Source organism: Streptomyces sp. NRRL F-5135, from assembly GCF_000719775.1.
Taxonomy (GTDB): domain Bacteria; phylum Actinomycetota; class Actinomycetes; order Streptomycetales; family Streptomycetaceae; genus Streptomyces; species Streptomyces hebeiensis.
In genome coordinates this window covers 23,310-46,962 of sequence record NZ_JOHR01000011.1, presented here as the reverse complement: position 1 = coordinate 46,962, position 23,653 = coordinate 23,310, and the positions used below count along the sequence as shown (strand labels likewise).

At 72.5% G+C, this 23,653-nt stretch carries 20 protein-coding genes and 2 pseudogenes; 12 read left to right on the top strand and 10 right to left on the bottom strand.

All coding sequences use genetic code 11. The annotated features are described in order from the left end of the window. Positions 1 to 130: 130 nt before the first annotated feature. Complete coding sequence (ppgK, locus tag IG02_RS0120175; RefSeq protein WP_030749798.1) at positions 131 to 868, top strand: polyphosphate--glucose phosphotransferase; 738 nt, start codon at positions 131 to 133, stop codon at positions 866 to 868. A gap of 176 nt (positions 869 to 1,044) precedes the next feature. On the opposite strand, the gene IG02_RS43945 is transcribed toward ppgK, so the two are convergent. Further along, on the bottom strand, positions 1,045 to 1,845 hold the full coding sequence (locus IG02_RS43945) for a DUF6542 domain-containing protein (RefSeq protein WP_051765367.1): 801 nt from the start codon (positions 1,843 to 1,845) through the stop codon (positions 1,045 to 1,047). 374 nt (positions 1,846 to 2,219) lie between these two features. Between IG02_RS43945 and ychF the strand changes: the two genes are divergently transcribed. From ychF to IG02_RS43940, 4 genes and pseudogenes are all read left to right on the top strand, one after another. Continuing rightward, positions 2,220 to 3,308 (top strand): redox-regulated ATPase YchF, encoded by a 1,089-nt coding sequence (gene ychF / locus IG02_RS0120165; protein WP_030749792.1) that lies wholly within the window; start codon positions 2,220 to 2,222, stop codon positions 3,306 to 3,308. A gap of 278 nt (positions 3,309 to 3,586) precedes the next feature. Then, on the top strand, positions 3,587 to 3,838 hold the full coding sequence (locus tag IG02_RS0120160; protein WP_030749789.1) for a type II toxin-antitoxin system VapB family antitoxin: 252 nt from the start codon (positions 3,587 to 3,589) through the stop codon (positions 3,836 to 3,838). Continuing rightward, positions 3,835 to 4,251, top strand: a complete 417-nt coding sequence (locus IG02_RS0120155; RefSeq protein ID WP_030749787.1) for a PIN domain nuclease — start codon at positions 3,835 to 3,837, stop codon at positions 4,249 to 4,251. Before IG02_RS0120160 ends, IG02_RS0120155 begins: the two co-directional genes overlap by 4 nt. Positions 4,252 to 4,359: 108 nt before the next feature. After that, a pseudogene (locus IG02_RS43940) lies at positions 4,360 to 4,554 on the top strand (hypothetical protein); the annotation flags it as partial. A 588-nt stretch (positions 4,555 to 5,142) separates the two neighbouring features. On the opposite strand, the gene IG02_RS0120145 reads toward IG02_RS43940, so the two are convergent. The 3 genes and pseudogenes from IG02_RS0120145 to IG02_RS0120140 all read right to left on the bottom strand — a co-directional run bounded on the left by IG02_RS0120145 (position 5,143) and on the right by IG02_RS0120140 (position 6,653). Next, positions 5,143 to 5,328: a DUF397 domain-containing protein gene (locus IG02_RS0120145; RefSeq protein WP_030749782.1), complete on the bottom strand. Its 186-nt coding sequence runs from the start codon at positions 5,326 to 5,328 to the stop codon at positions 5,143 to 5,145. After that, positions 5,325 to 5,447: pseudogene (locus IG02_RS40765) on the bottom strand (transcriptional regulator); the annotation flags it as partial. The gene IG02_RS0120145 and the pseudogene IG02_RS40765, both read right to left, overlap by 4 nt. 360 nt (positions 5,448 to 5,807) lie before the next feature. After that, positions 5,808 to 6,653, bottom strand: coding sequence for a helix-turn-helix domain-containing protein (locus tag IG02_RS0120140; RefSeq protein WP_030749778.1), 846 nt, complete (start codon positions 6,651 to 6,653; stop codon positions 5,808 to 5,810). Between the two features lie 130 nt (positions 6,654 to 6,783). Here IG02_RS0120140 and IG02_RS0120135 point away from each other — a divergent pair, with 130 nt between their 5' ends. After that, positions 6,784 to 7,146, top strand: coding sequence for a hypothetical protein (locus IG02_RS0120135; protein WP_051765365.1), 363 nt, complete (start codon positions 6,784 to 6,786; stop codon positions 7,144 to 7,146). 88 nt (positions 7,147 to 7,234) lie between these two features. Here IG02_RS0120135 and IG02_RS0120130 read toward each other — a convergent pair whose 3' ends face one another. Further along, the gene (locus IG02_RS0120130) at positions 7,235 to 10,018 is read right to left on the bottom strand and encodes a discoidin domain-containing protein (protein WP_234314833.1); all 2,784 of its coding nucleotides are present in this window, start codon (positions 10,016 to 10,018) and stop codon (positions 7,235 to 7,237) included. Between the two features lie 354 nt (positions 10,019 to 10,372). On the opposite strand from IG02_RS0120130, the gene IG02_RS0120125 reads away from it, so the two are divergent. The 5 genes from IG02_RS0120125 (at position 10,373) to IG02_RS0120105 (ending at position 15,699) form a co-directional block, all read left to right on the top strand. Beyond that, on the top strand, positions 10,373 to 11,125 hold the full coding sequence (locus IG02_RS0120125; RefSeq protein ID WP_030749772.1) for a GntR family transcriptional regulator: 753 nt from the start codon (positions 10,373 to 10,375) through the stop codon (positions 11,123 to 11,125). Between the two features lie 317 nt (positions 11,126 to 11,442). Continuing rightward, a complete protein-coding gene (locus IG02_RS0120120) occupies positions 11,443 to 11,622 on the top strand; it encodes a hypothetical protein (protein WP_030749770.1) in 180 nt (59 codons plus the stop codon). Positions 11,623 to 11,644: 22 nt separating this feature from the next. Continuing rightward, a complete protein-coding gene (locus tag IG02_RS0120115) occupies positions 11,645 to 12,055 on the top strand; it encodes a (deoxy)nucleoside triphosphate pyrophosphohydrolase (protein ID WP_030749769.1) in 411 nt (136 codons plus the stop codon). A gap of 382 nt (positions 12,056 to 12,437) precedes the next feature. Further along, a complete protein-coding gene (locus IG02_RS0120110) occupies positions 12,438 to 13,004 on the top strand; it encodes an ATP-binding protein (protein ID WP_030749766.1) in 567 nt (188 codons plus the stop codon). Positions 13,005 to 13,149: 145 nt separating this feature from the next. Further along, entirely contained in the window at positions 13,150 to 15,699 is a 2,550-nt protein-coding gene (locus tag IG02_RS0120105; RefSeq protein ID WP_030749763.1) for a SpoIIE family protein phosphatase, read from the top strand. A gap of 88 nt (positions 15,700 to 15,787) precedes the next feature. Here IG02_RS0120105 and IG02_RS0120100 read toward each other — a convergent pair whose 3' ends face one another. From IG02_RS0120100 to IG02_RS0120080, 5 genes are all read right to left on the bottom strand, one after another. Then, the gene (locus IG02_RS0120100) at positions 15,788 to 16,087 is read right to left on the bottom strand and encodes a hypothetical protein (RefSeq protein ID WP_158712343.1); all 300 of its coding nucleotides are present in this window, start codon (positions 16,085 to 16,087) and stop codon (positions 15,788 to 15,790) included. 235 nt (positions 16,088 to 16,322) lie between these two features. Then, complete coding sequence (locus IG02_RS0120095; RefSeq protein ID WP_030749757.1) at positions 16,323 to 17,108, bottom strand: succinate dehydrogenase/fumarate reductase iron-sulfur subunit; 786 nt, start codon at positions 17,106 to 17,108, stop codon at positions 16,323 to 16,325. Then, positions 17,105 to 19,171, bottom strand: a complete 2,067-nt coding sequence (locus IG02_RS0120090; protein WP_030749753.1) for a fumarate reductase/succinate dehydrogenase flavoprotein subunit — start codon at positions 19,169 to 19,171, stop codon at positions 17,105 to 17,107. The genes IG02_RS0120095 and IG02_RS0120090 overlap by 4 nt, the downstream gene beginning before the upstream one ends. Positions 19,172 to 19,317: 146 nt before the next feature. Next, positions 19,318 to 20,175 (bottom strand): hypothetical protein, encoded by an 858-nt coding sequence (locus IG02_RS0120085; RefSeq protein ID WP_030749750.1) that lies wholly within the window; start codon positions 20,173 to 20,175, stop codon positions 19,318 to 19,320. Between the two features lie 108 nt (positions 20,176 to 20,283). Further along, positions 20,284 to 20,514, bottom strand: a complete 231-nt coding sequence (locus tag IG02_RS0120080) for a hypothetical protein (RefSeq protein WP_030749747.1) — start codon at positions 20,512 to 20,514, stop codon at positions 20,284 to 20,286. A gap of 343 nt (positions 20,515 to 20,857) precedes the next feature. Here IG02_RS0120080 and IG02_RS0120075 point away from each other — a divergent pair, with 343 nt between their 5' ends. Beyond that, complete coding sequence (locus tag IG02_RS0120075; protein WP_030749744.1) at positions 20,858 to 23,575, top strand: ABC transporter substrate-binding protein; 2,718 nt, start codon at positions 20,858 to 20,860, stop codon at positions 23,573 to 23,575. Positions 23,576 to 23,653: the final 78 nt, after the last annotated feature.

Sequence of the window (23,653 nt, the reverse complement as noted above, 5' to 3'; positions counted from 1 at the left end):
CCGGCCGTCGCGCCCCGGGTGCCGCACATCGCTCCGGGCACCGGCCGTCGTCGGCCTCCGCCGCCTCCCGCGCTCGCGGGCCGAGCCCTCCCGGACGTCGCTGTCGGCGGCTGGCCGTAACGTGGCTTCCATGAACGTCTTCGGAGTGGACATCGGCGGCTCGGGCATCAAAGGCGCGCCCGTTGACCTGGACCGCGGCGACCTGGCCGAGCCGCGGCACAAAGTGCTCACCCCGCACCCGGCGACGCCCGACGGCGTCGCCGACGGCGTGGTGGAGGTGGTGCGGCACTTCGGCTGGGCGGGCCCGGTGGGCGTCACCTTCCCCGGGGTGGTCACCGGGTCCGTGATCCGTACGGCCGCCAATGTCGACAAGTCGTGGATCGACACGGACGCGGGCGAGCTGCTCGGCGACCGGCTGGGGCAGCGGGTCAGTGTCCTGAACGACGCGGACGCGGCAGGCGTCGCGGAGATGGCGTTCGGCGCGGGGCGGGGCCGCAAGGGTGTGGTCTTCCTGCTGACCTTCGGTACGGGCATCGGCAGTGCGCTCTTCATCGACGGCAAGCTCGTGCCCAACACGGAGCTGGGACATCTGGAGCTGCACGGCCACGAGGCGGAGAAGCACGCGTCGACCAAGGTCAAGGAGGACGAGGACCTCAGCTGGCACCACTGGGCGCACCGGGTCCAGAAGTATCTGGAGCACGTGGAGATGCTCTTCTCGCCTGAGCTGTTCATCATCGGTGGCGGAGTGAGCCGCAAGGCCGACAAGTTCCTGCCGCTGATCGAGGGCATCAGGGCCGAGATCGTCCCGGCGGAGCTGCAGAACAACGCGGGGATCGTGGGCGCGGCGATGGCGGCGTCCGAGAGCTGATCGTCACCCGCCGGGACGTGCCGCGCGCGCCCGAACGGTCGGGCACCCGGCACGTGTACGTGGAACGGGCGGCCCGGCAGGTCCGGGGAGGCCGGTCCGGGCGCGCGCGGTCGGCAGGCGCGGCAACGTGTGGCCGAGGCGTGCCCTGGCCCGGCCGGGGCGCGCGGCCGGACGTGTCAGCCGTGGCGGGAGGCCCGGAAGGCGGCGACAGCCGCCCTGGTGGCCGCGGCCTCCCGGGCTCGCTGGCGACGGCCCATGTCCTGGATCTTCCGTACGGTCGCGATCAGACCCGCGACGAGCGTGCCGCCGTACAGCCAGCCCGCGTGCACGGCCAGGGTGGTGACGAGCGCCATCGCGTGTCCGCCGAAGCCCCCCGCGCCCCCGGCGATCGGGAGCGCCCCGACCGCGAAGGCGATCGGCACGCTGATCGGGGCGGTCACGAGGTCGGCGGGGCGTACCCACAGCGCGGTCACGGCGCTGACCGGCAGGAACATCGCCCCGTACACCGCCTGGGCGCCGTCGAAGAGCAACTGGTCCGCGTAGGCGCAGAAGAGCATGGTGGCGGTGGCGAAGAGCCCGGCGCCGAGCCCGGTGAACCGGGGGTTGGGCAGGCCGCGCGGCCGCGTCGGCCCGGCAGCCCCCCGCCGCCGGGACACGGCGGCGGTCCGGGTGGGCCCGCCGGCCCGGGTGGATGCGCCGGTCCGGGAGCCACGGGCCCGGCCGCCGTCGGCGGACCCCTCCGACCACGCGGCCGGGCCGGGCCCGCCGGGTCCCGGCACGGCGCCTCCCGACCCGGCGCGGCCCGTGGTCACACGCCGCCCCGTCGTGGCACCGCCGGCCGGGGGACCTGACAGCAGGGGCCGTGCGGGCAGGGCGTTGTCCGGCAGGGAACCCCCCGCCGTCATGGCGCGCCGCTGCGCCGGGGCGCGCTGCGGGCGGGGGTGCCGCTGGGGCTGGTGGGTCCTGCGCTGCGCCATCGGTGCCGCTCCGTCCTGTGCTGCTCCACCGGACCAACGTAGGCGCCGGAGGGGGACGAATCAGGCATGGGACACGCCCTTGGAGCGACCTTGCCCCGGCGTTCGAGGCACGGAGACGCCCGGGCGGGCCCCGGACCGCTCGGGCGGGCCCGTACCGCCGTGCCGGAGTCCGGGCGCGGCGGGCAAGGCGGAGTCCGGCCCGGCGGCCGTACGCGGTGAGGCGCCGCGGCCGTACGCGATGAGGCGCCGCGGGGCGGGAGGCGCTGGGCGGCGCCGCGCGGCGAACCGGTCATCGGCCGCGGCGGGCCGCCCGTAAACTGGGGGATCGGGCCCGCCGGGGCCGCGCTCAGTACCCACTCCAGGAAGTCGCCAACGTGTCGCTCACGATCGGAATCGTCGGCCTGCCCAACGTCGGCAAGTCGACCCTGTTCAACGCCCTGACCAAGAACGACGTGCTGGCGGCCAACTACCCGTTCGCCACGATCGAGCCCAACGTGGGTGTGGTCGGCGTACCGGACCCCCGCCTGGACAAGCTCGCGGAGATCTTCAGCTCTCAGCGGGTCCTCCCGGCGACCGTCGACTTCGTCGACATCGCAGGCATCGTGCGCGGCGCCTCGGAGGGCGAGGGCCTGGGCAACAAGTTCCTGGCGAACATCCGTGAGTCGGACGCGATCTGCCAGGTCATCCGGGCCTTCCAGGACGAGAACGTCGTCCATGTCGACGGCAAGGTCTCGCCCAAGGACGACATCGAGACGATCAACACCGAGCTGATCCTCGCCGACCTCCAGACCATCGAGAAGGTGTTGCCGCGGCTCCAGAAGGAATCGCGGATCAAGAAGGACATCGCGTCGAAGGTGAAGGCGGTCGAGGAGGCCAAGGAGATCCTGGAGAGGGGGGACACCCTCTTCTCCGCGGGCATCGCCCAGGGCACGGAGAAGTCCGAGCCGCTGCACGACCTGCACCTGCTGACGACCAAGCCGTTCCTCTACGTCTTCAACGTGGACGAGGACGAGCTGACGGACGAGGCCTTCAAGGACCAGCAGCGCGCGCTGGTCGCCCCGGCCGAGGCCATCTTCCTCAACGCCAAGCTGGAGGCCGACCTGGCGGAGCTGGAGGCCGACGAGGCCCTGGAGCTCCTGCAGGCCATGGGACAGGAAGAACCCGGCCTCGCCACTCTCGCCCACGTGGGCTTCCGCACCCTCGGCCTGCAGACCTACCTGACGGCCGGCCCCAAGGAGTCCCGCGCCTGGACGATCAAGAAGGGCGCGACGGCCCCCGAGGCGGCAGGAGTGATCCACACCGACTTCCAGAAGGGCTTCATCAAGGCCGAGGTCATCTCCTTCGCCGACCTGGTCGAGACGGGCTCGGTGGCGGAGGCCCGCTCGGCGGGCAAGGCCCGTATGGAGGGGAAGGACTACGTGATGCAGGACGGGGATGTGGTGGAGTTCCGCTTCAACGTGTAGCGGCTGACGTATCACGTTGTAGATCTCGCAAACGTGCAGGTCAGATAGGGTCCGGCTCTTCGGGGTCGGACCCTTTGGTTTTCCCGTGCTGGGATTGTGCCGGGGCGCCTCCTGGGGCGAGGCGCTCAAACTTGAAGCTCAAACCTCCGGAAGGTGATCGATATCCGGCGCTGTACGCCTGCCTCTGATCTGTGTCCTCGGCACCCCCGCATCCTGATGTCATTCCTGTCTTGAAATTGATATCATTGCCGGGTTGTCGATCTGCGGAGGGATAACTGATGGCCAGGACTGTGATCGATCTGGACGACGAGATTGTCGAGCAGGCGATGAGGGTGTACGGCGTGAAGACCAAGGCCGCCGCAGTGCGCGCGGCCATGGAGGACGGTGTGAAGCTGCGGCTGCGCCGGGAACTGTTCGACGCTATTGACGAGGGAGAGTTCGAGGACGCGTTCGCGGAGATCCGGTCGCAGACCGGGCCGCGGAATTCGGACGGCTCGCTCAAGCGTGAAGGCGGGGCCTCGGCGGCGTGAAGGGGCGTTACCTCATCGACAAGTCCGCGCTGGCCCGTCGGGGCAAGCCGGAGGTGCGGGCGCGGCTGGACGTGCTGGACAGGGACGGACTCCTCGCGGTATGCGCCCCGACCGAGTACGAGGTTCTGTACTCGGCGCGCGGCAAGCCCGAGGCGCTGCGACTGCGCACCCTGCTCCGCGGTCTCGACTATCTTCCCTGCAACGACGAGGAGTTCGAGCGGGCGCTGGAGATCCAGAGCCTGGCCCTGAACGCCGGCTTTCACCGGGCACTGTCGCTGGCCGACGTCCTCATCGCGGCAACCGCCGAGCGGCACCGGGCCACTGTCCTGCACTACGACGGCGACTTCGACATGATCGCCTCGGTGAGCCGGCTGCGAGCCGAGTGGGTCGTGGAACCCGGCACCGCCGACTGAGCCAGGAACAGGCATGCTTCGGCTGAAATTCAGGCCAGAGCTTCGACCATCCGTACACCGGCGTCCCGCCTGGTGGGTAGCGTTCCCGGCGGCGGGTCTCCTCGTGCTTTGTCGCGAATCCGCTGGGACGCCGTCGTCATCGACGAGTCCCACAACCTGATCAACCCCGGCAGTCGGCGCCGCGCCTTCGCCGAGGCCCTCGTCCCGCGCACGGACGCCCTGCTCCTCGCCGGCGCGGCCCCGCACAACGGCGACAAGCGCTCCTTCGCCGACCTGATCTCGCTGCTCGACCCGGCCGCCATGGCCGGTGTTCCTCGTCCAGGGCATCCACTCCAACGCCCTCGGATGGCCGTGACCGGGCTCGGCGCCGACGGCACCGGGAGCGGCACCGGCACGCCCGAGGTGCGTCCCATGGCGGACGCGCTGCACGACGCGAAGGCCGGCCCGAGGCCCGCCCGCACCGGCGGCCCCGGCGACCCGGACCGGCTCCAGGCCCTCGTCCCGGCCGCCGTCGCCGCGGCCCGCGCCCACCTGGACGCCGGGCGGGCCGCGTGGAGGGAGGCGATCAGCGAACCCCTCGCCACCTACCGCGACCACGTCGCCCACCGCGACCACGTCGCCCAGTGGCGTACCGACTCCCTGCTGCCCGGCGTACCGAGGCGGCGAGACGGAGCGGCGCCGCCCGCACCTGGACACCCGGCTGCGCAACGAGACCCTGCACCAGAAGAAGGAGTGCCCCGAGCCTCCCCCGGGGGTTGCACCGCCCCCTTCTACAAGGCCGAACGAGAGAAGGAGATGCGTGACGCGCACGCGCACTTCTCCGTGCGGTTGAGGAAGGCGAACGACACCGCCCCGTGCCGGACGGATCCGGCACGGGCCGGGGCGTGAGGGTCAGTTCTGGGCGGCGTAGCTGACGAAGTCGTTCCACGCGGTGGGGGAGAGGGCGAGCTCGGGGCTCCGCAGGTCCTTGGAGTCCCGGACGTGGATCGCCTGTGTGCCCTGCGCCACCTCGACGCAGTCGTCTCCCTGCGAGCCGCTGTAACTGCTCTTGAACCAGGTCAGGTCGGACGTGGTCATAGCGCTCCTCGCAATCGCTTCAGCAGGCCCACGGAGTCCTCGGGGGGCAGGGCCTGCGAGCGCAGTTTCGCATACCGCTGCTGAAGCAGGCTGATCTCTTTCGGGCTGGAGATCAGCCGTAGGCCGGATCGTTTCTCGTCGTCGAGCACGGCGGGGCACGGTTCCGCTACGACGGCGGCAACTACCGGCTGACCACGTCAAGGCAGCCTTAACGGCGAGGGCCTGGCGTCTCTGCGAGTGCCCGCAGGTGCTGTCCGCCGGTGTGGACGTGCTGGAGCGTGGGTGTCCTGCCTCGACGTGGCCGAGCACGCCGGTGACCGGTGCGGTCTCCGCGCGAGATCTCGCCGGGGCCGGCCGACCATGATCTGCCGGGGCTCCTCCCGTACTGGGGACGGGCCGGTGACGGGGCCGGGACGCGTTTGTCCCGGCCCCGCCGATCCGGGCGCCACACCGGTGGTCGATCGGACACGTCCCCGTCGTCACAGCTTCGCCGCCGCCCGTTCGATCATGCGGGCCGACTCCTCCGGGTCCAGTGCCTGGGAGCGGACCATGCCGAAGCGCATCGCGATGTCGCTCACCTCCGCCCGTTCGGTGACCAGGGAGCCGCCGTCCCAGGACTCCACATAGGCCAGTTGCTCCCGTTCCACCGTCTCCACCAGCACCAGGGGGCCGTGCACGGCCGCTTGGCCCGACCGGATCAGGGGGAGGACCTGGATCTCCACATGGCGCAGGCGACCGCACTCCAGCAGCCGGCCGAGCTGTTCCCGCAGCGCGTCCCGGCCACCGATCGGGCGGTGCAGGACGCTCTCCTCGATGACGAAGACCAGCAGCGGCGGCGGGTTCCCGCGGGTCAGCAGCGCCTGCCTGGCCAGGCGGGCCGCGACGTGACGGTCCAGGTCCTCGCCGTCGAGCGGCGGGAGGCGCGAGGCCATCAGCCTGCGCGCGTAGGCCTCCGTCTGGAGCAGCGGCGGGACCATCATCGGATCGTACGAGTAGCGGGCCATCGCCGCCGCCTCGATCGCCGAGAAGCTGCGGAAGAACAGCGGACGCTGGGCCAGGCTCACCTGGTCCTGGAGCACCGCCAGCACCCCGCCCGCCTTCAGTAACGTCTCCGCCGTGTCCGTGAAGGCGGGCTTCGCCGGTCTGCGGCCCTCCTCGATCGAGGCGATCTGCCGGTACGAGCACCCCACGGCGTCCGCGAGGTCCTGCCGGCTCAGGCCGGCCCGTTCCCGGAGCAGTCCGACGAGTTTGCCGTACCCGATCCAGATGCCCGGACGGTCGGCGTCCCGGGCCCGCTGGGGCTTCTTCTGGCGGCTCGTTCCCATGTGCCGTGCACACCTCGATTCATTACGTACGTCCCTCCTGGTCAGCGTATGTACGAGGCGGGCCCGGCATCCGGCGAAGCCGGAAAGTCGCCCGCGCAACCGGAACTCCGCCGCACACGTCCCTCCTCGTATGGGCGACAGTGAATCGAGAGTGCGCACGGCGACGAGCGGCTGGAGCGGCGCGCTCGCCGTCGTGGGCGGCTTCCTGACCGGGTTCGCCGTATGGGGACTCGGCGCCGCGCCCGGCCTGCGCGGCACGTTCGAGAACGAGCGCGACCTCAGCCTGCTCTACGTCGATCTGCCGCTGACGCTGTTCGGCACGCCCGCGCTCGCGCTCGGCGCCTGGGCGCTCGTCGCCCGCACCCGGGCCGGCCGCGGACGCGAGGGGAGGGCCGCCCTCGCCGTCGTCGCCGCGCTCGCGCTCGCCGCGTGGGGCGGTACGGAGTGGCTTCAGCTGCGCACCGCGGCGTTCGTACGCACCGAGGCCTGGTGAGCCGGCGCACCGGGACCCGGTGAGCCGCCCGCGCCCGCCGCACTTCACCTCCCGCGAGCCGCCAGCCGCGAGCCGCGAGCCGCGAGTGCTACGACGTCCGCACCGTCAGCTCGCCGATCCCCGTACGCGTCCGCCCCGCCGGCGCGCGCACCCGCACCCGTACGTGCCGTACCGCCGCCCCCGCCCGCCACGGCTGCCAGCGCGCGCCGTCCCGCGACGTCTCGATCTCGTACGCGGCGGGCTTCGGCCCCGTCCAGCCGGGCGTGACCGACGCGACGGGCACCGTGCGTCCCAGGTCCACCGTGAGCGCGGCCGTCGCGTCCGCCGGGACCCACGCGGTGGCCGGGCTGCCGTCCACGGCGGCCGGCGCGTACCGGCCCGGCTGCTCCGAGGACGCCGTCGCCGCGCGGCACCGGGCCGCGTTGTCCGTCGGCGCCAGGTCCGGGCGGCGGGTGGGCAGCGTGAGCGTGGACTCCAGCAGCCGCTCGCCCGCCGGGGTGTGCACGGTGAACGGCTCGCCCGACCGCAGCCGGACCGTCGTCTCGCGCGCGCCGAGGGCGATGTCGTACACGCGCCCCTGCCAGCGCAGGCCGCGCACCGTGACCCCGGCCGCCAGCTGCGGCGGCAGCAGCGGGTCCAGCCGTACGCCGTCCTCCCGCGGCCGGAGCCCCGTCAGCCCGTGCGTGAACACCTGGAGGAAGCCGCCCTTCGCCGTCAGGAAGTCCTGCGCGGGCGAGCCGGAGAGCGGGTCGTCCGCGCCCGCCCGGTCGCCCTTCGCCTCCGAGAACAGCGCGAACGGCCCCCGGACGAACGGCTCGACCGCCCGGCGCAGATACGTGTACGTCGCACAGCCCGGCGCTCCGACGACCGCCGCGTCGATCGCGTGCACCGAGTCCGTCATCGCGGGCCCGTCCGGGTCGGTGCGCGCGGCGTAGTAGTCGAGTGTCGCGGCCGCCGCCCCGGCCGGCATCGGCCACTCGAGGGGGTACGTCAGCAGGACCGTGTCGGCCTGTTTGATGGCGGAGCCGGTGTAGCCGGCGTACTGGAGGTAGATCTTCCGCTCCGCGTCGTACGGGATCCGGATCCGGTCGGCGATCCGCGTCCACGATCCGGGGGCCGGCTCGCCGACGAGCGCGGCGGCCCTGGTCGCGGCCCGGAGCGCGGTGGCGGCGCCCGCGTTGGTGAAGACCGCGTCCGTGACGCCGTTGCTGTACTCGTCGGGGCCCGCCACCTCCCGCACCGAGTAGCCGCCGTCGGCGGTGGCGGTGACCCGCGACGCCCAGAACTCGGCGATCCCGCGCAGCAGCGGCCAGCCGCGCTCGCGCAGCCAGGCGCGGTCACCGGTCGCCAGGTAGAACTGCCAGGCGGCGAGGGCGACATCGCTCTGGAGGTGGTTCTGGGTGACGCAGTGCGGCGGGTACCAACTCTGGCACTCCGTCCAGACGTCCCCCGTGCCGCCGCTGGTCCAGGGGAAGAACAGGCCCTGGAAACGGAGCTTGTCGGCGTTGCGGGCCGCGGCGGGGCGGGTGCGGTGGCGGTACTCCACGACCGTGCGCGCCAGTTCGGGGTCGGTGGCCAGCAGGCCGGGGAACATCCAGGTGTCCGCGTCCCAGAAGACCAGGCCCGCGTAGTCGTCGCTGCTCAGGCCGGCCGGCGCGACGCTGTCCGCGGCGCCCTCCCGGACGGCCGTCAGCAGGCCGTAACGCGCGGCCCGCAGCCACAGTTGGAGCGCGGGGTCGCCGGGTACGTCGACGCCGGCCGCCCACAGCTTCGCCCAGGCGGCCGCGTTGGCGGCGTACAGCGCGTCCCAGCCCCGCCCGGCGGCCCGCCGCGCGGCGCCGAGCGCGGCCGGTCCCGGGGCGGTGGCCGTACGGGAGGTGTCGACGCCGACGTACTTGACGACGGTGTACGTGACGCCGGCCCGGAGCGTGACGGTGTGCGAACCGTCGGCCCGCGCCACGGAGGGGATCGTGCCCGGCGCCGGGGAGGAGTCCGTACGGCTCGGCTCCCCGGGCGCGTTCGTACGGGCGCCTCCGGACGGTCGCGGGAGCCGGAGGACGGAGGCGACGGCACCCGTCGTTCCCGTGCCGTGCGCGCGGAAGGACACGACGCGCGCGCCGGCGCTCCCGTCCGTGCCGGTACGGGTGAGCCGCCGTGCCCCGCGCCAGTCCGGGTCCGCGCCGATGACCGCCGTCCCGCTCCAGCGCGGGGTCAGGGTCAGCCGTACGGCCCCGACGTGCGGGTCGGAGCGGTCGGTGAGGACCTCGTACACCAGATCCGTGGCGCGGCCGTCGGCCGTGGTGCGGCGCAGCCGGGTGACGACCACCCCGCAGCGCAGCAGCAGACTCTGGCGGTAGGCGGAGATCCGGGCCCGCCCGCCGGGGGCCGAGGCGGACGTCCCGTCCCCGGCGCGCACGTCCAGTGTCGTCCACGTGGGCAGCGCGGCGAGCACCTGCCGGCCGGCGGTGGTGGCCGGTTCGTGGGCGTACAGACCGGTGACGAAGGAGCCGTCGTAGCGCGGGCCGTACAGCGGCCAGCCGGTCGGCGTGCCCTCCTCGGCGTATCCGGAGCCGGACGGCGGGATCCGCACGCCGAGGTAGCCGTTGCCGGTGTAGGCGTGGTGGCTGTCGGCCGGGTCGACGCGGACGGCGGCGGGGGACCAGCCGCGATCGGACTCCCGGCACCGGTCGGCGTCGCGGGCGGGGGAAGGGCGGACCGCCGGGGCGTGGTCGTCGTCGGCGTGCGAGAGGGGAGGGACGGTGAGGACCAGCGCGCCGGTGGCGAGCGTGGAGACGAGGAGCGGGGCGCGGAAACGGAGCAGGCGGGCGGGGGAAGGAGCGCGGCGGGTGCGGCGGGTACGCGGGAGACTCACGGGAGGACGGTACGAACTGCGGTACGGCCGGGGGCATGGGGCGCGCGTGGTGAACGGCTGATTCCCGTCGCCGGACCGGGGCCCGGCCGGGCCGGGCGTGTACGGCGCGGGCTCGGCGTGTACGGCGCGGCCCGGCGAGGCGGTCGTCGGCGCGGAGCGGCCCCGTCGGGCGCGCGATGGCGTCTGCACGCCGAGCACGAGCGCCTCGCGCGGGCCTCCGGAAGGGGGTCCTCCCTGCGTACACCCAACTCATTACTTCGGGTTAATCTTTGGCCCGTGCTTGCGGTCAACAACCCACGGTTGCCAATCTGTTGCTGTCTGTCAACCTGATGGGTGTCCTGAGGGGAGTGGCCCGTGGCCTTCGGTGAGCAGCCCGCCTATCTGCGCGTTGCGAGCGATCTGCGCGAGAAGATCGTCAACGGTGCGCTGCCGCCGCACACCCGACTGCCGTCGCAGGCGCGCATCCGCAAGGACTACGGAGTCTCCGACACGGTCGCGCTGGAGGCCCGCAAGGTGCTCATGGCCGAGGGGCTGGTCGAGGGGCGCTCCGGCTCGGGCACCTACGTACGGGAGCGGCCCGTTCCGCGCCGGATCGCGCGCTCCGGCTACCGGCCGCCGTCCGGTGCCAGCCCGTTCCGGCAGGAGCAGGCGGAGGCGGGCGCGCGCGGCACGTGGGAGTCCCGGAGCGAGCAGGGGGAGGCGCCCCCGGAGATCGCCGTCCGGCTCGGCATCGCGCCGGGGGACCGGGTGATGCGCACGCGGTACGTCTTCCGGGACGGCGGCGAGCCGATGATGCTCTCCACCTCCTGGGAGGCGCTCGCGCTCACGGGGCGCACGCCGGTGATGCTGCCCGAGGAGGGCCCCCTGGGCGGTTGCGGCGTGGTGGAGCGGATGGCGGCCATCGACATCGTCGTGGACAACGTGCTGGAGGAGGTCGGCGCGCGCCCGGGGCTGGCGGAGGAGCTCCTGGCGCTCGGCGGTGTCCCGGGGCATGTGGTGATGGTGCTGGAGCGGACGTATTACGCGTCGGGCCGGCCGGTGGAGACGGCGGACGTGGTCGTGCCGGCGGACCGGTACCGGATCGCGTATCACCTGTCGGTGAAATGAACGCCCGAGGGGACGGGCGACCGGGTCGTGGCGGGCCCGTGCGCCTCGCGTGGTACGGAGGGCTGCGTGGGGCGGGTCGGTTGATGCGTCCGCAGAGATTTCGCGGGGGGCACATGGCTTGAACTGGCTTCTGTAACACGAGTCAACGAAGGGGGCGCGCGGGGTCGCGGTTTTTGGGCGCATTGTTGGCCGGATGCGCACCTGTTTGTGCGTCTCGATAACCGCTGAGTGAAGGTCAGGCGTAGGCTCCGGCATATGCGCATTGCGGTTTCCTGGAGAAGCTCACTGAGACACGGTCCGGCCGTGGGAGACGCCCGATGAACGACACCGGAGCCGTGCTCCCCTGGCTGGTGATACGGCAGGACGCCAACGGCAACCGCTACCGCGTCGGTCAGTACGCCACCGAGGACGAGGCGCGGAAGATGGCGGACAGCCTGGACGGCCGCGCCGACGAGCGGCTGTACTGCGTGGAACGGGTCGGACAGGCCGCCGGTTAGGTGCCGCGTTACGCTCCCGCGTATGAGTGAGCGAGTCGTGGTGGCCGGTGCCGTCTGTGACCGTGGGCGGCTGCTGGCCGCTCGCCGCAGCGCGCCCGAGGAGCTGGCCGGCCGGTGGGAGCTGCCCGGCGGCAAGCTGGAGCCGGGAGAGGAGCCCGAGGACGCCCTGGTGCGCGAGCTCAGGGAAGAACTCGGCGTGGTGGCCCGGCCGGTGGAGCGGATCCCCGGTCGCTGGGCGCTCAAGCCCGGCTATGTGCTCGAGGTGTGGACCGTCCGGCTGCTCTCCGGCGATCCCTTGCCTCTGGAGGACCACGACGAACTGCGCTGGCTCGGTCCCGACGAGGCGTACACGGTGGACTGGCTCGACCAGGACCGCCCCGCCGTGGCCGAAGTGGTCCGCAGACTGCGCGCGGCCGCGCCGGCGAATCTCTGAGGCGCCCGATGGACCGCCCGGCCACGCGACGGACACCTGAGCCCCTGAGTCGCGTGAGCCGCTGAGCCGCGTGAGCTCCTGAGTCGCGTGAGCCCTTGAGCCGCGTGAACCCCTGGGCCGCGCCGACGAACTCCCGGGCCCGGGGCGACGCGCCCCTCGGCCGCACGGCCCGCCGCGACCGCCCGGCGGCCCCCGCCTCCGCGCGTCCCCGACGACCGTGCTTCCGGCATACTCCCCCGTACCCCCCTCCTATGCGCCCCTCGTCGCCCGTGCTCCATTGGTGCCACCGTGCGCCCGCCGTGGCGGTAGCCGCTTTGAATATCGGGTATGTGCCGATTAACCGCCCTATAAAGGATGCGGCCCCTTCCGTCGGTCTCGGGAAGTGATCGGCTTGATCGACACAGAGGGTGGCGCGAGCGCCGAGTGGACCTTCCCTGCGGTGCTCGACACGGCGCACGACGCCCGGCACGCCGTGCACGACGCGCTGGATGCCTGGGGCCTGCCCCCCGCGCTCCGCGAGATGGCGATCCTGCTGGTCAGTGAGTTGGTGACCAACTCCCTCCGGTACGCGACGGGCCCGATCGGGGTGCGGCTGGCGGTCCGCCCCGGCACCCCGGGCCCGTCCGCCGCCGGCCGCGCGGGCCCCGGGCCCGACGGCTCCGGACCCGATGGCTCCGCCCCGGCCGGAGCCGGCCGGGACGGCGGCGGCGCACCCGGTGGTTCACAGGGCGCACAGTGCGGGACAGGGAGCGCCGTCGAGGGGGAGGGCGCCGCTCTGCTGGTCGAAATCTCCGATGCGTTGCCCGATCCACCGGCCGCGCGGCGCGTGGGCCCCGATGATGAAGGGGGGCGCGGTCTTCAGCTCGTGGCGTGTTCGTCACGCCGATGGGGAACACGTCGGGGGAAGACGGGAAAGACTGTGTGGTTCGAGCTGCCGCTCCCTGGTTAGAAGTCTGAAGGGACAACGATCACGTCGACACGTCTCAAAAGGAGCGAGAGTGTGCTGTGATCGTGAACGCCGTGTCGACCGCAGCCGTAGTGCTGAATACTGCGGGTTAGGCCGGTCCGGTGCGTGAGCTGGAGGGGACGGTCGCGTGAGCGAGATATCTGGGACGGCGGGCGACGTCGTATGGCAGAGCAGTCCGCCTGGCTCGATCTATGACTACATAAGGGTCGCTTCTTTCTCGATCGACCCCGACGGGCTGGTCGATCAGTGGAGCGACCGGGCCGCCGAACTGTTCGGCATCGGCCCGCACGAGGTCAGGGGCAAGGACCCGGTCGAGGCGTTCATGCCCGCCGAGCTGTGGCCGCGTGGTCGCCGCAAGGTGAGGGAGATTCTCGACGGCAAGGAATGGACCGGTCTGGTCCCTTTCGCGACGGGCGGGGAGCACGGCGTCGCCGAGATCTACGTCATGCCGAGCGAGACGGCGGCGGGCGAACGCGGTGCCCTGTGTCTCGTCGTCGACGTACGCGCGCTGCGCGGGATCGAAACCGACCTGATGTCCGCTCAGGCGATTTTTGGCCAATCTCCTTTTGGATTTATGCTCTTCGGTACCGACTTCACTATGCAACGAGTGAACGAGCGGTTCGCGACCGTCTTCGGCGGATCCGTCGAGGACCACCGCGGCCGTACGGTCCACGACTACCTCTCCCGGCCCGAGGCCGACCGCATGGCCGACGCCCTCGCACAGGTGATGGAGAGCGGCAAGTCCGTCACCGACCTCCAGATCGTCGGTATCGCCCCCGGCGTCGGCGAGCGCCGGCACTGGTCCGTCAATCTCTACCGGGTGCACAGCGGATCCGGCCGCACCGTCGGGGTCGCCGTCGTCGGCACCGACGTCACCAACCGTCAGAACGCCGCCCGCGAGGCGGCCAGCGCCCGGCGCAATCTCGCGATCCTGAACGAGGCGAGCGCGCGGATCGGTAATTCGCTCGACCTGGAGACCACCTCCCGCGAACTGCTCTCGGTCGCCGTCCCCGGCTTCTGCGACCTCGCCTCGGTCGACCTCTACCAGTCCCTGATCACCGGCGAGGAGGCGCCGCCCGGGCGCTGGAGCTCGTCCCGCGCGGACTCCGGCGGCGGCAGCGCCCGGCTGCGCAGGGTCGCCTTCGCCAGCGCCGTCTCCGACGTACCGCTGTCCGGTTCGGCCGGGGGGTACGACGGCGGGTACGTGCCGCCGGTGCTCGGCGCGGTCCACCGCTTTCCCTTCAGCTCCCGAAGGGCGGACGCGCTGCGCACCGGCCGGGTGCAGACGGTCCCGGGCGAGCTGGGCAGCCCGGTCCAGTCCACGCTCGCGGTCCCGATGGTCGCGCACGACAAGGTGATCGGGCTCGTGCAGTTCTCCCGTACGAAGGGCAGCGAGCCGTTCGGGGAACGGGACCAGGCGCTCGCCGTGGAACTGGCCGCGCGGGCCGCCGTCTGCATCGACAACGCCCGCCTCTACCGCCGGGAGCACGAGCGCGCGCTGATCCTCCAGCGCAGCCTGCTGCCCCCGGGCGACCCGGAAGCCGCGGGACTCGACATCGCCTGCCGCTACCTGCCGGGCAACACGGCGACGGAAGTGGGCGGCGACTGGTTCGACGTCATCGAACTGCCCGGCCACCGCACGGCGCTGGTCGTCGGCGACGTGATGGGACGCGGACTGCGGGCGGCGGTGGCCATGGGCGAGCTGCGCACGGCCGTGCGGACGCTGGCGCTGCTCGACCTGGAGCCCGCCGAGGTGCTGTCCGCGCTGGACGAGATCGCCCGCGGCCTCGGCTCGCCGAGCGGCGCGCAGCACGCCTCACGGGTCGCGCACAAGTCCCGGGACGCGGACCTCGCCGAGGTCTACCTCGCGACGTGCGTCTACGCGGTGTACGACCCGGTCACCGGGCGCTGCACCTTCGCCAACGCCGGGCACCTGCCGCCCGTCCTGGTCGAACCGGACGAGGAGGCCCTGATGCTGGACGTACCGCCGGGCATGCCCCTGGGCGTGGGCGGGGAGCCGTTCGAGCAGGTGGAGGTCGATCTGGCGGAGGGCGCGTTGCTGGCCCTCTACACGGACGGGCTGGTCGAGTCCCGGGACCATCCGCTGGACGAGGGACTGAGCGGACTGCGGGGGGCGCTGACCCGGGCGGAGCGACCGCTGGAGGACGTCGCCGACCATGTCCTGAGCACCTTGGACACCCGCCACGGCGAGGACGACATCGCGCTGCTGATGGCCCGTATCCAGGGACTCCCGGCCGACTCGGTGGGCGACTGGCGGCTGCCGCGCGAGCCGCGCTCGGTGGGACGGGCGCGGGAGCTGGCCCGTACGCAGCTGGTCGCCTGGGATCTCGAACCCCTGGTGGACACCGTGGAGCTGCTGGTCAGCGAGCTGGTCACCAACGCGATGCGGTACGGCGAGGGCGAGATCAGGCTGCGGCTGCTGCTCGACCGCACGCTCGTGTGCGAGGTCTGGGACGCCGGGCTGGTGCAGCCCAGACGACGCCGGGCGCGGGACACGGACGAGGGGGGGCGGGGGCTGCAACTGGTGGGGCAGCTGAGCGCGGCCTGGGGCTCGCGCCGTACGCCGCGCGGCAAGACGGTCTGGTTCGAGCTGTCCCTGCCCGACGGGAAGCCGCTGCCGGAGCCCACGGTGGAGCAACTGCTCAGCATGTTCTGACGGTTCTGATCGTCCGGACCGCTCTTAGAGGTCGCGCGGCCCGGCCCGCGTGCGGCTCCGCGCGGTGGACGGCAGGGCCGGGGAGGGCTCAGCCCCGGTCCCGCCGCCCACCGCCCGGAGTCGTACGGGTCCGTGCCCGCCGTTTGCGCTTGCGGAAGGAGTACGTGGCGACCACGGCCACCACCACGACGACGGCCACGGGCAGCACCAGATTGCTCGCGGCACCGGCCTCGGGGGCGGTGTCGCCGGTCAGTGCGACGGCCAGGGCGCCGGGGGCGGATCCGGCGACCGGCCACCAGGCCAGGACCAGCACGGCCGGAGTCACCTCCAGGACCGGGCGCGGCCGGCCGGCTATGTGCGGCGGGGATCGGTGTGCGGGGAGCGTCACAGTCGGAGGCTAAGCCCGTATCCGTACGTCCGCGACCGGACGGGTGCGTACGGAGCGACGGCGGCGGGACAGCCGCGACCGTGCGGACGACGGCGCCCCGGGGCCGCTTGGCCGTGCCGGCCCGTCCGCCGTGGCCTACGGCGGACGGGCCGACGACGCCGGCGCGCGGCCCCGGGCAGCCGGACCGGGGGCGGGGCCGGTCCGGCCCCGCCCCCGGTACGGGCCGCGCCGGGAGCTACTCGCCGCGGCGCCGGATCTTGTTCCCCAGCCACACCAGCGGGTCGTACTTCCGGTCCGCCGCCCGCTCCTTGAGCGGGATCAGGGCGTTGTCCGTGATCCGGATCCCTTCGGGGCAGACCTCCGTACAGCACTTGGTGATGTTGCAGTACCCCAGGCCGTGCTCGTCCTGGGCCGTCCGCTTCCGGTCGAGCCCGGACCGCTCCGCCGCGTCCAGCGGATGCATGTCGAGCTCCGCCACCCGCATCAGGAAGCGCGGCCCGGCGAACGCCGTCTTGTTCTCCTCGTGGTCCCGGACCACATGACAGGTGTCCTGGCACAGGAAGCACTCGATGCACTTGCGGAATTCCTGCGACCGGTCCACATCGACCTGCCGCATCCGGTACTCCCCGGCGGCCACCCCGGGCGGCGGCACGAACGCCGGTACCTCCCGTGCCTTGGCGTAGTTGAACGACACGTCCGTCACCAGGTCCCGGATCACCGGGAACGCGCGCAGCGGAGTCACCGTGATCGTCTCCTCGCGCGAGAAGACCGACATCCGGGTCATGCACATCAGCCGCGGACGGCCGTTGATCTCCGCGCTGCACGAACCGCACTTGCCCGCCTTGCAGTTCCAGCGCACCGCCAGGTCCGCGGCCTGGGTGGACTGCAGGCGGTGGATGATGTCCAGGACGACCTCGCCCTCGTTCACCTCGACGGTGAAGTCCCTCAGCTCGCCGCCGTCCGCGTCGCCGCGCCACACCCTGAACCGTGCCTCGTAGGCGGTGGACCCACTCGCAGTCACTCGTGCAACTCCTCTTCGGCGAGGTACTTGACCAGCTCCTCCTTGTCGAACAGGGCGAGCAGGTCCGGGCGGATGGGCTCGGTGGTGTGCCGGGACAGCGCGATCACGCCGTCACCCGGACCGACCGGGTCCCCGGGGGCCTCTCCCGGTGACAGGGGCCGACCGGGGTCTTCCGGTCTCCCGGGCTCCTGGGACGCGGGCTCCACCAGGCGGCAGTGCAGGTTGATCCGGCGCCAGACGTGGTCCATGCCGGGCCGGTCCTCGCGGGTGTGGCCGCCCCTGCTCTCCGTACGTTCCAGGGCCGCCCGCGCCACGCACTCGCTGACCAGGAGCATGTTCCGCAGGTCGAGCGCGAGGTGCCAGCCGGGGTTGAACTGCCGGTGCCCCTCGACCACGACGCGTCCGGCCCGTGCCCGCAGCTCGGCCAGTTTCGCCAGTGCGTCCCGCATCTCGTCCTCGCGCCTGATGATGCCCACCAGGTCGTTCATCGTCCGCTGGAGTTCCTGGTGGAGCGTGTACGGGTTCTCCGCGGGCTCCGTGGCGCTGTCCGGGCCGTTCCCCGTACCGCCACCGAACGGGCGCAGTGCCTCGGCCGCCGCCGCGTCGATCAGCGCCTCGTCCGGGACCGGCCGGGCGTCGTCGAGCCCCATCGCGTACTCCGCCGCGTACAGCCCCGCCCGTCGGCCGAAGACCAGCAGGTCGGAGAGCGAGTTCCCGCCGAGCCGGTTGGAGCCGTGCATGCCGCCGGCGACCTCGCCCGCCGCGTACAGGCCGGTGACGCCCGGCGCGGCGGCGGTCTCCGAGTCGACCGCGACCCCGCCCATGACGTAGTGGCAGGTGGGCCCGACCTCCATGGCCTCCGCCGTGATGTCCACGTCCGCCAGCTCCTTGAACTGGTGGTACATCGACGGCAGCCGGCGCCGCACCACCTCCGCCGGCATCCGGGTCGACACATCGAGGAACACCCCGCCGTGCGGCGAGCCACGGCCCGCCTTCACCTCGGCGTTGATGGCACGGGCCACCTCGTCACGGGGCAGCAGCTCGGGCGGCCGCCGGTTGTTGTCCGGGTCCTCGTACCAGCGGTCGCCCTCGTCCTCGGACTCCGCGTACTTCTCCTTGAAGACGTCCGGGATGTAGTCGAACATGAACCGCTTGCCCTCGGAATTGCGCAGCACCCCGCCGTCCCCGCGCACCGACTCGGTGACGAGGATGCCCTTCACGGACGGCGGCCAGACCATGCCGGTCGGATGGAACTGCACGAACTCCATGTTCAGCAGGGGAGCGCCCGCGAGCAGCGCCAGCGCGTGCCCGTCGCCGGTGTACTCCCAGGAGTTGGACGTCACCTTGAAGGACTTGCCGATGCCACCGGTGGCGAGGACGACGGCCGGTGCCTCGAGCACGAAGAAGCGGCCCGACTCCCGCTCGTAGCAGAACGCGCCGGCCACCCTGCCGCCGCTCGCGGGGGCGCTGCCCGCCGGAGCGCCGGCGCCCCCCGTGTCTCCGGCGTCGTCCTGGAGGACGGCGTCTTTGAGGACGCGCGTCACCGTGCACTCCTGATAGATCTTCAGCCGCGCCTCGTAGTCGCCGTACCGGCGGAAGTCCTCCTGTTGCAGGGCGACGATCCGCTGCTGGAGGGTGCGGATCAGCTCCAGGCCCGTACGGTCGCCGACATGGGCGAGGCGGGGGTACTCGTGTCCGCCGAAGTTGCGCTGGGAGATCCTGCCGTCGGGCGTCCGGTCGAAGAGCGCGCCCCAGGTCTCCAGCTCCCAGACCCGGTCCGGTGCCTCCCGCGCGTGCAGCTCGGCCATCCGCCACTGGTTGAGGAACTTCCCGCCGCGCAGGGTGTCGCGGAAGTGCACCTGCCAGTTGTCGCCGGAGTTGACGTTGCCCATGGAGGCGGCGATGCCGCCCTCGGCCATCACCGTATGGGCCTTGCCGAAGAGGGACTTGCAGATCACGGCGGTACGGGCGCCGCGTTCCCGCGCCTCGACGGCGGCCCGGAGCCCCGCGCCGCCGGCGCCGACCACCACGACGTCCCACTGATGGCGTTCGAGTTGGGTCATGGGGGAAGGTTCTCCGTCTCTCGCCCTCTGTCGGACAGGTCGGGTCGGCTCAGGTCGGCTGGGGTCGGCTGGGGTCTGCCCGGGTCCGCTCGGGCCCGCACGGTCGGGTCGGGTCCGCACGGTCTGCCCGGGTCCGCCCGGGCGGGTCAGAACAGGCGCGGGTCGTCGAAGACTCCCGTGGCCAGCAGGTAGACGTACAGGTCGCACAGCGCCACGCTGACCAGCGACGCCCAGGCGAGCCGCATGTGGCGGTTGTTCAGCTTCCCCACCCAGCCCCAGAGCCGGTAGCGCACCGGGTGCTTGGAAAAGTGCCGCAGCCGGCCGCCGATGACATGCCGGCAGGAGTGGCAGGAGAGCGTGTACGCCCAGATCAGCGCGGCGTTCACCAGGAAGATCAGCGAGCCGAGGCCCATATGGCCCCAGGCGTACTCCGCGTCGCGGAAGGTGAGCACGGTGTCGTAGGTGAGGACGCCCGCGACCGGCACGGCGGCGTAGAAGAAGTACCGGTGGGCGTTCTGGAGGATCAGCGGGAAGCGGGTCTCGCCCGTGTAGCGCCGGTGCGGCTCGGCGACGGCGCAGGCGGGCGGGGAGGCCCAGAAGCCGCGGTAGTACGCCTTGCGGTAGTAGTAGCAGGTCAGCCGGAAGCCCAGCGGGAAGATCAGGATCAGCAGGGCGGGGGACAGGCCCCACCAGCTGCCGAACAGTTCCCAGTTGGGGCCGTGCCGCATCGGGACGCAGTTCTCCGCGAGGCAGGGCGAGTAGAACGGGGAGACGTACGGCGCCGCGTAGTAGTCGGCGTTCGCGAACGCCCGCCAGGTCGAGTACACGACGAAGGCGAGCAGCCCGGCGGCGGTCGCGGCGGGCGCCAGCCACCAGCGGTCCGTACGCAGGTGGCGGGGGGCGATGGCGGCGCGCGAGGCGCCGCGGACCCCGGCCCCGCCGTGCGCGCCCGGGGCGGACCGGGGTGTGGTGCTCACATCGGGAGGTTCCGTACCGGTGGCCAAGGGAGATCTCCAGGGGCTCCTAGGGGGGCGGAACGGCAGAACGGTGCGGGGGCCGCGTCGCGGGGGAGTGCGGGGCGGCGGTGGCTGTCGAGGGGACGCGGGCCCCGGCTACGGCGCGCGTCGGTCCCGCACGCCCAGACCCTCGTCGTCCGAGTCCGTCCACAGGGCGGTGTTGTACGGGGCGTCGGAGATGGTGACCAGATCGTCGGCGCGGCGGACGGGCTGGGGCCGGAACTCGTTCTCGTTCGCGCGGGCCAGGTTCCGCTCCAGCTGCGCGACCGTGCGGACCAGGTCGTCCAGGCAGCGCCTGACCGCCGTCAAATCATCTTGCAGAGACACGAGTTGCCCTCACTTCCACTGTTTGGGTGGCATGCGGGGAGCCGTCGGGCGGCAGCCTCGGACGGCACTCTGGTGCGTCTAGCGAGTGTTCCGCGTCACATTTCTTTTTTCAAGGCCGGGTTCACCCCCGGGGGTGGGTGAGGCGCGGCTCGGGAAACCCCCGGCCCGGCCGGGACGTATCGGGCGCCCCGGTCTCCGCCCCGCGCGGTTCCGCTCTCCGGGTGAGGTTGGGGGCCCTCTCGCCGTGTCGGCCGCGCCGGAGGTCGCCCGTTCCCCTTCAGTGGGTGGACATGTGTGTGTGATCATCTATAAATTCGACAAACAGGACGAAGAGGTACACGTCATGTCCCACGTCGGCGCCCCACGCGGGAGGACATGCTCCCGAACACTCCGCTCCGTCGCCCTCGTCACCACCGGTGTCCTCGCCCTTCCCGGGCTGTCCGCCTGCTCCTCGGACCAGGACGGCGGCGACGCCTCCGCCGCGCCGGACATCGCGCCCGCCGCGCGGGACGTGGTCTCCCAGGGCGGCACCCTGCGGTGGGCGGTCGACTCCGTGCCCGCCACCCTCAACGTCTTCCAGGCCGACGCGTCCAGTGCGACCAGCCGGATCGCCGGGGCGGTGCTGCCCTCCCTCTTCACCCTCGACAAGCGGGGCCGGCCGCAGCACAACAAGGACTATCTGGAGTCCGCCAAGGTGGTCGAGCGCGAACCCAAGCAGGTCGTGCTCTACAAGCTCAACCAACAGGCGGTCTGGAGCGACGGGCGGGAGATCGGCGCGGCGGACTTCGCGGCCCAGTGGCGGGCGCTGCGCGGCAAGGACTCCGCGTACTGGACGGCCCGTAACGCCGGTTACGAGCGGATCGAGAAGATCGAGCGCGGGGCGAGCAACCTGGAGGTCCGGGTCACCTACGCCAAGCCCTATGCCGACTGGAAATCCCTCTTCACCCCCCTGTATCCCAAGGACATCACCGGTAAGCCCAACTCGTTCAACGACAAGGCCAGGTCCGCGCTGAAGACGACGGCGGGGCCGTTCAAGGTCAAGTCGGTGGACCGCAAGGACAAGAAGGTCACGCTGGTCCGCAACCCCCGCTGGTGGGGCGACCCGGCCAAGCTGGACGCGATCGTGCTGAGCGCGGTGCCGAGGAACAAGCGCGCGTCCGCCCTCGCCGACGGCAAGATCGACCTGGCGGAGCTGGACACCAAGGGGGCGGAACGCGTCTCCTTGGCGCTCGCCGACACGGGAACCGAAGGCCAGGCGCTCAACCACGGCCCCGGCGCCGAGATCACTCCCGCCTCCGCGCTGCGTTCCTGGGCGCTGGCCCACGGGTCCGACGACGAGAAGGCCGAGGAGGCGCGGATCGCGCGGGAGCAGACGGCGGCGGCGATCAAGCGGTACGCGCGGGAGCAGAAGGCCCTGCGCCGCTACGAGCTGCGCAGGTCGCTGGAGCCCGCCTACACCCAGCTGGCCATGAACGGGGAGTCGGGGCCGCTGGCCGACGAGCGGGTACGGCGCGCCATCGCCCGCGCGATCGACCGCCAGGAGCTGGCCGACCTCGTCCTCAAGCCGCTCGGGCTGCCCGCGCGGCCGCTCGGCAGCCACCTGGCCCTGCTCGGGCAGGAGGCGTACGCGGACAGCAGTGACGCGCTCGGCGAGCAGGACACGAAGGAGGCGCTGGCCCTGCTGGCGGACGCCGGCTGGACGCCCGGCGGGGCGCTGAAGAAGGCCGGGGTCAAGGCCGGTTCCGAGGGCAAGAAGAAGAAGGCCGCCGACGCGGACAAGGAGGACGGCGGCGACGAGGGGAACGAGGACGGCGGCAACTCGGACGAGAAGCGGTCGGGGACCGAGGGGGCCGCCCCGGGCGAGCGGCAGGCGCGGCCCGGGCCGGTCGAGGAGCGGCCGTCCGAGCGGCGCGCGCCGGGGCGGGGCACGGCCGAGGAGGAGCGGGCCGGGGAAGGACGGCGGGAGAGGGCCGAGGCGGACGGCCGCGAGCAGGAGGCGCGGCGTCCGGCCGAGCGGGCCGACAAGGCGCAGGCGCGTCAGCAGCGCCCGGCGGAGCGCGAGCCGGAGCGCAAGCCCGGCACGGGGAAGAAGCCGGTGGAGCAGAGCGCCGCCGACGAGGCGGCCACCGACGAGGGCACGTACATCGTCGGCCAGGACGGCAAGCCCGGCGAGGCGCGCCGGGACGGCAAGCCCGGCGAGGAGCGCCAGGACGGCAGGCCGCCCGCCGTGGCGCACCAGGACGACAGGCCCGGCCGGGCCCTTCCGTACAGCCCGTTCGCCCCCGAGTTCTCCCCGGGCAGGGCGACCGACACCCACTTCCAGGAGGCCCCGCTCCAGGGCGGGTCCATGCTGCGCAGGGGCGCGTTCTTCGAGGACTCCGGCAGCCGGCAGCAGCCGGCGCGGGCGGCCCAGGAGCCGCAGGACAAGAAGCAGAGCGGCGTGACGGGCGCCTACGCGCCCCGGGGCACCGCCGCCCCCGCCCCGGTGGGCGGGCCGCTCGGGAAGAACGGCAAGCGCCTCACCCTCCGGTTCGTCCTGCCCAAGGGCGAGGGGTCGGAGTCCCTGCGCGCGGTCGGTGAGCGGATCGCGCGGATGCTCGACCGGATCGGGATCGGTACGGAGATCACCAAGGTCGACGACGCCTCGTACTTCAAGGACCACATCGCCTCGGGCGTCTACGACCTGGCCCTCTACTCCTGGCCCGCCACCGCCTACCCGGCGACCGACGGCCGGCCGATCTTCGCCAAGCCGGTGCCCGCGAGCGACGGTTCGCTGCTGGTGGAGCAGAACTACACGCGGGTCGGCACCAACCACATCGACCAGCTCTTCGACCAGGCGGTCGCCGAACTGGACGAGAAGGCGGCCCGAGATCTCGTACGGCGGGCGGACGCGCGGATCTGGGCGGCGGCCGGTTCCATCCCGCTCTACCAGCGCCCGGAGCTGGTGGCCGCCAAGCCGGGGCTGGTGAACGCGGGAGCCTTCGGCCTGTCCACCCCCCGCTACCAGGACATCGGCTTCCAGAAGGCCGGATCGGCCGGGCCGGACGGCAAGAAGAAGTAGCGAACACCCGCCGACGCGCAGGGGGCGGGCAGGCGAGGGACAGGAGAGGCAACGGAGAGAACAGGCGGAGAAAAAGCG

Excerpts from the sequence above, each read along its gene's own strand:
- IG02_RS43945 (WP_051765367.1), bottom strand. The coding sequence starts at position 1,845 with ATGGCGCAGCGCAGGACCCACCAGCCCCAGCGGCACCCCCGCCCGCAG.
- IG02_RS0120090 (WP_030749753.1), bottom strand. The coding sequence starts at position 19,171 with ATGACCCAACTCGAACGCCATCAGTGGGACGTCGTGGTGGTCGGCGCC.
- IG02_RS0120115 (WP_030749769.1), top strand. The coding sequence starts at position 11,645 with ATGAGTGAGCGAGTCGTGGTGGCCGGTGCCGTCTGTGACCGTGGGCGG.
- IG02_RS0120160 (WP_030749789.1), top strand. The coding sequence starts at position 3,587 with ATGGCCAGGACTGTGATCGATCTGGACGACGAGATTGTCGAGCAGGCG.
- IG02_RS0120140 (WP_030749778.1), bottom strand. The coding sequence starts at position 6,653 with ATGGGAACGAGCCGCCAGAAGAAGCCCCAGCGGGCCCGGGACGCCGAC.
- IG02_RS0120075 (WP_030749744.1), top strand. The coding sequence starts at position 20,858 with ATGTCCCACGTCGGCGCCCCACGCGGGAGGACATGCTCCCGAACACTC.
- IG02_RS0120145 (WP_030749782.1), bottom strand. The coding sequence starts at position 5,328 with ATGACCACGTCCGACCTGACCTGGTTCAAGAGCAGTTACAGCGGCTCG.
- IG02_RS0120120 (WP_030749770.1), top strand. The coding sequence starts at position 11,443 with ATGAACGACACCGGAGCCGTGCTCCCCTGGCTGGTGATACGGCAGGAC.
- ppgK (WP_030749798.1), top strand. The coding sequence starts at position 131 with ATGAACGTCTTCGGAGTGGACATCGGCGGCTCGGGCATCAAAGGCGCG.
- IG02_RS0120135 (WP_051765365.1), top strand. The coding sequence starts at position 6,784 with ATGGGCGACAGTGAATCGAGAGTGCGCACGGCGACGAGCGGCTGGAGC.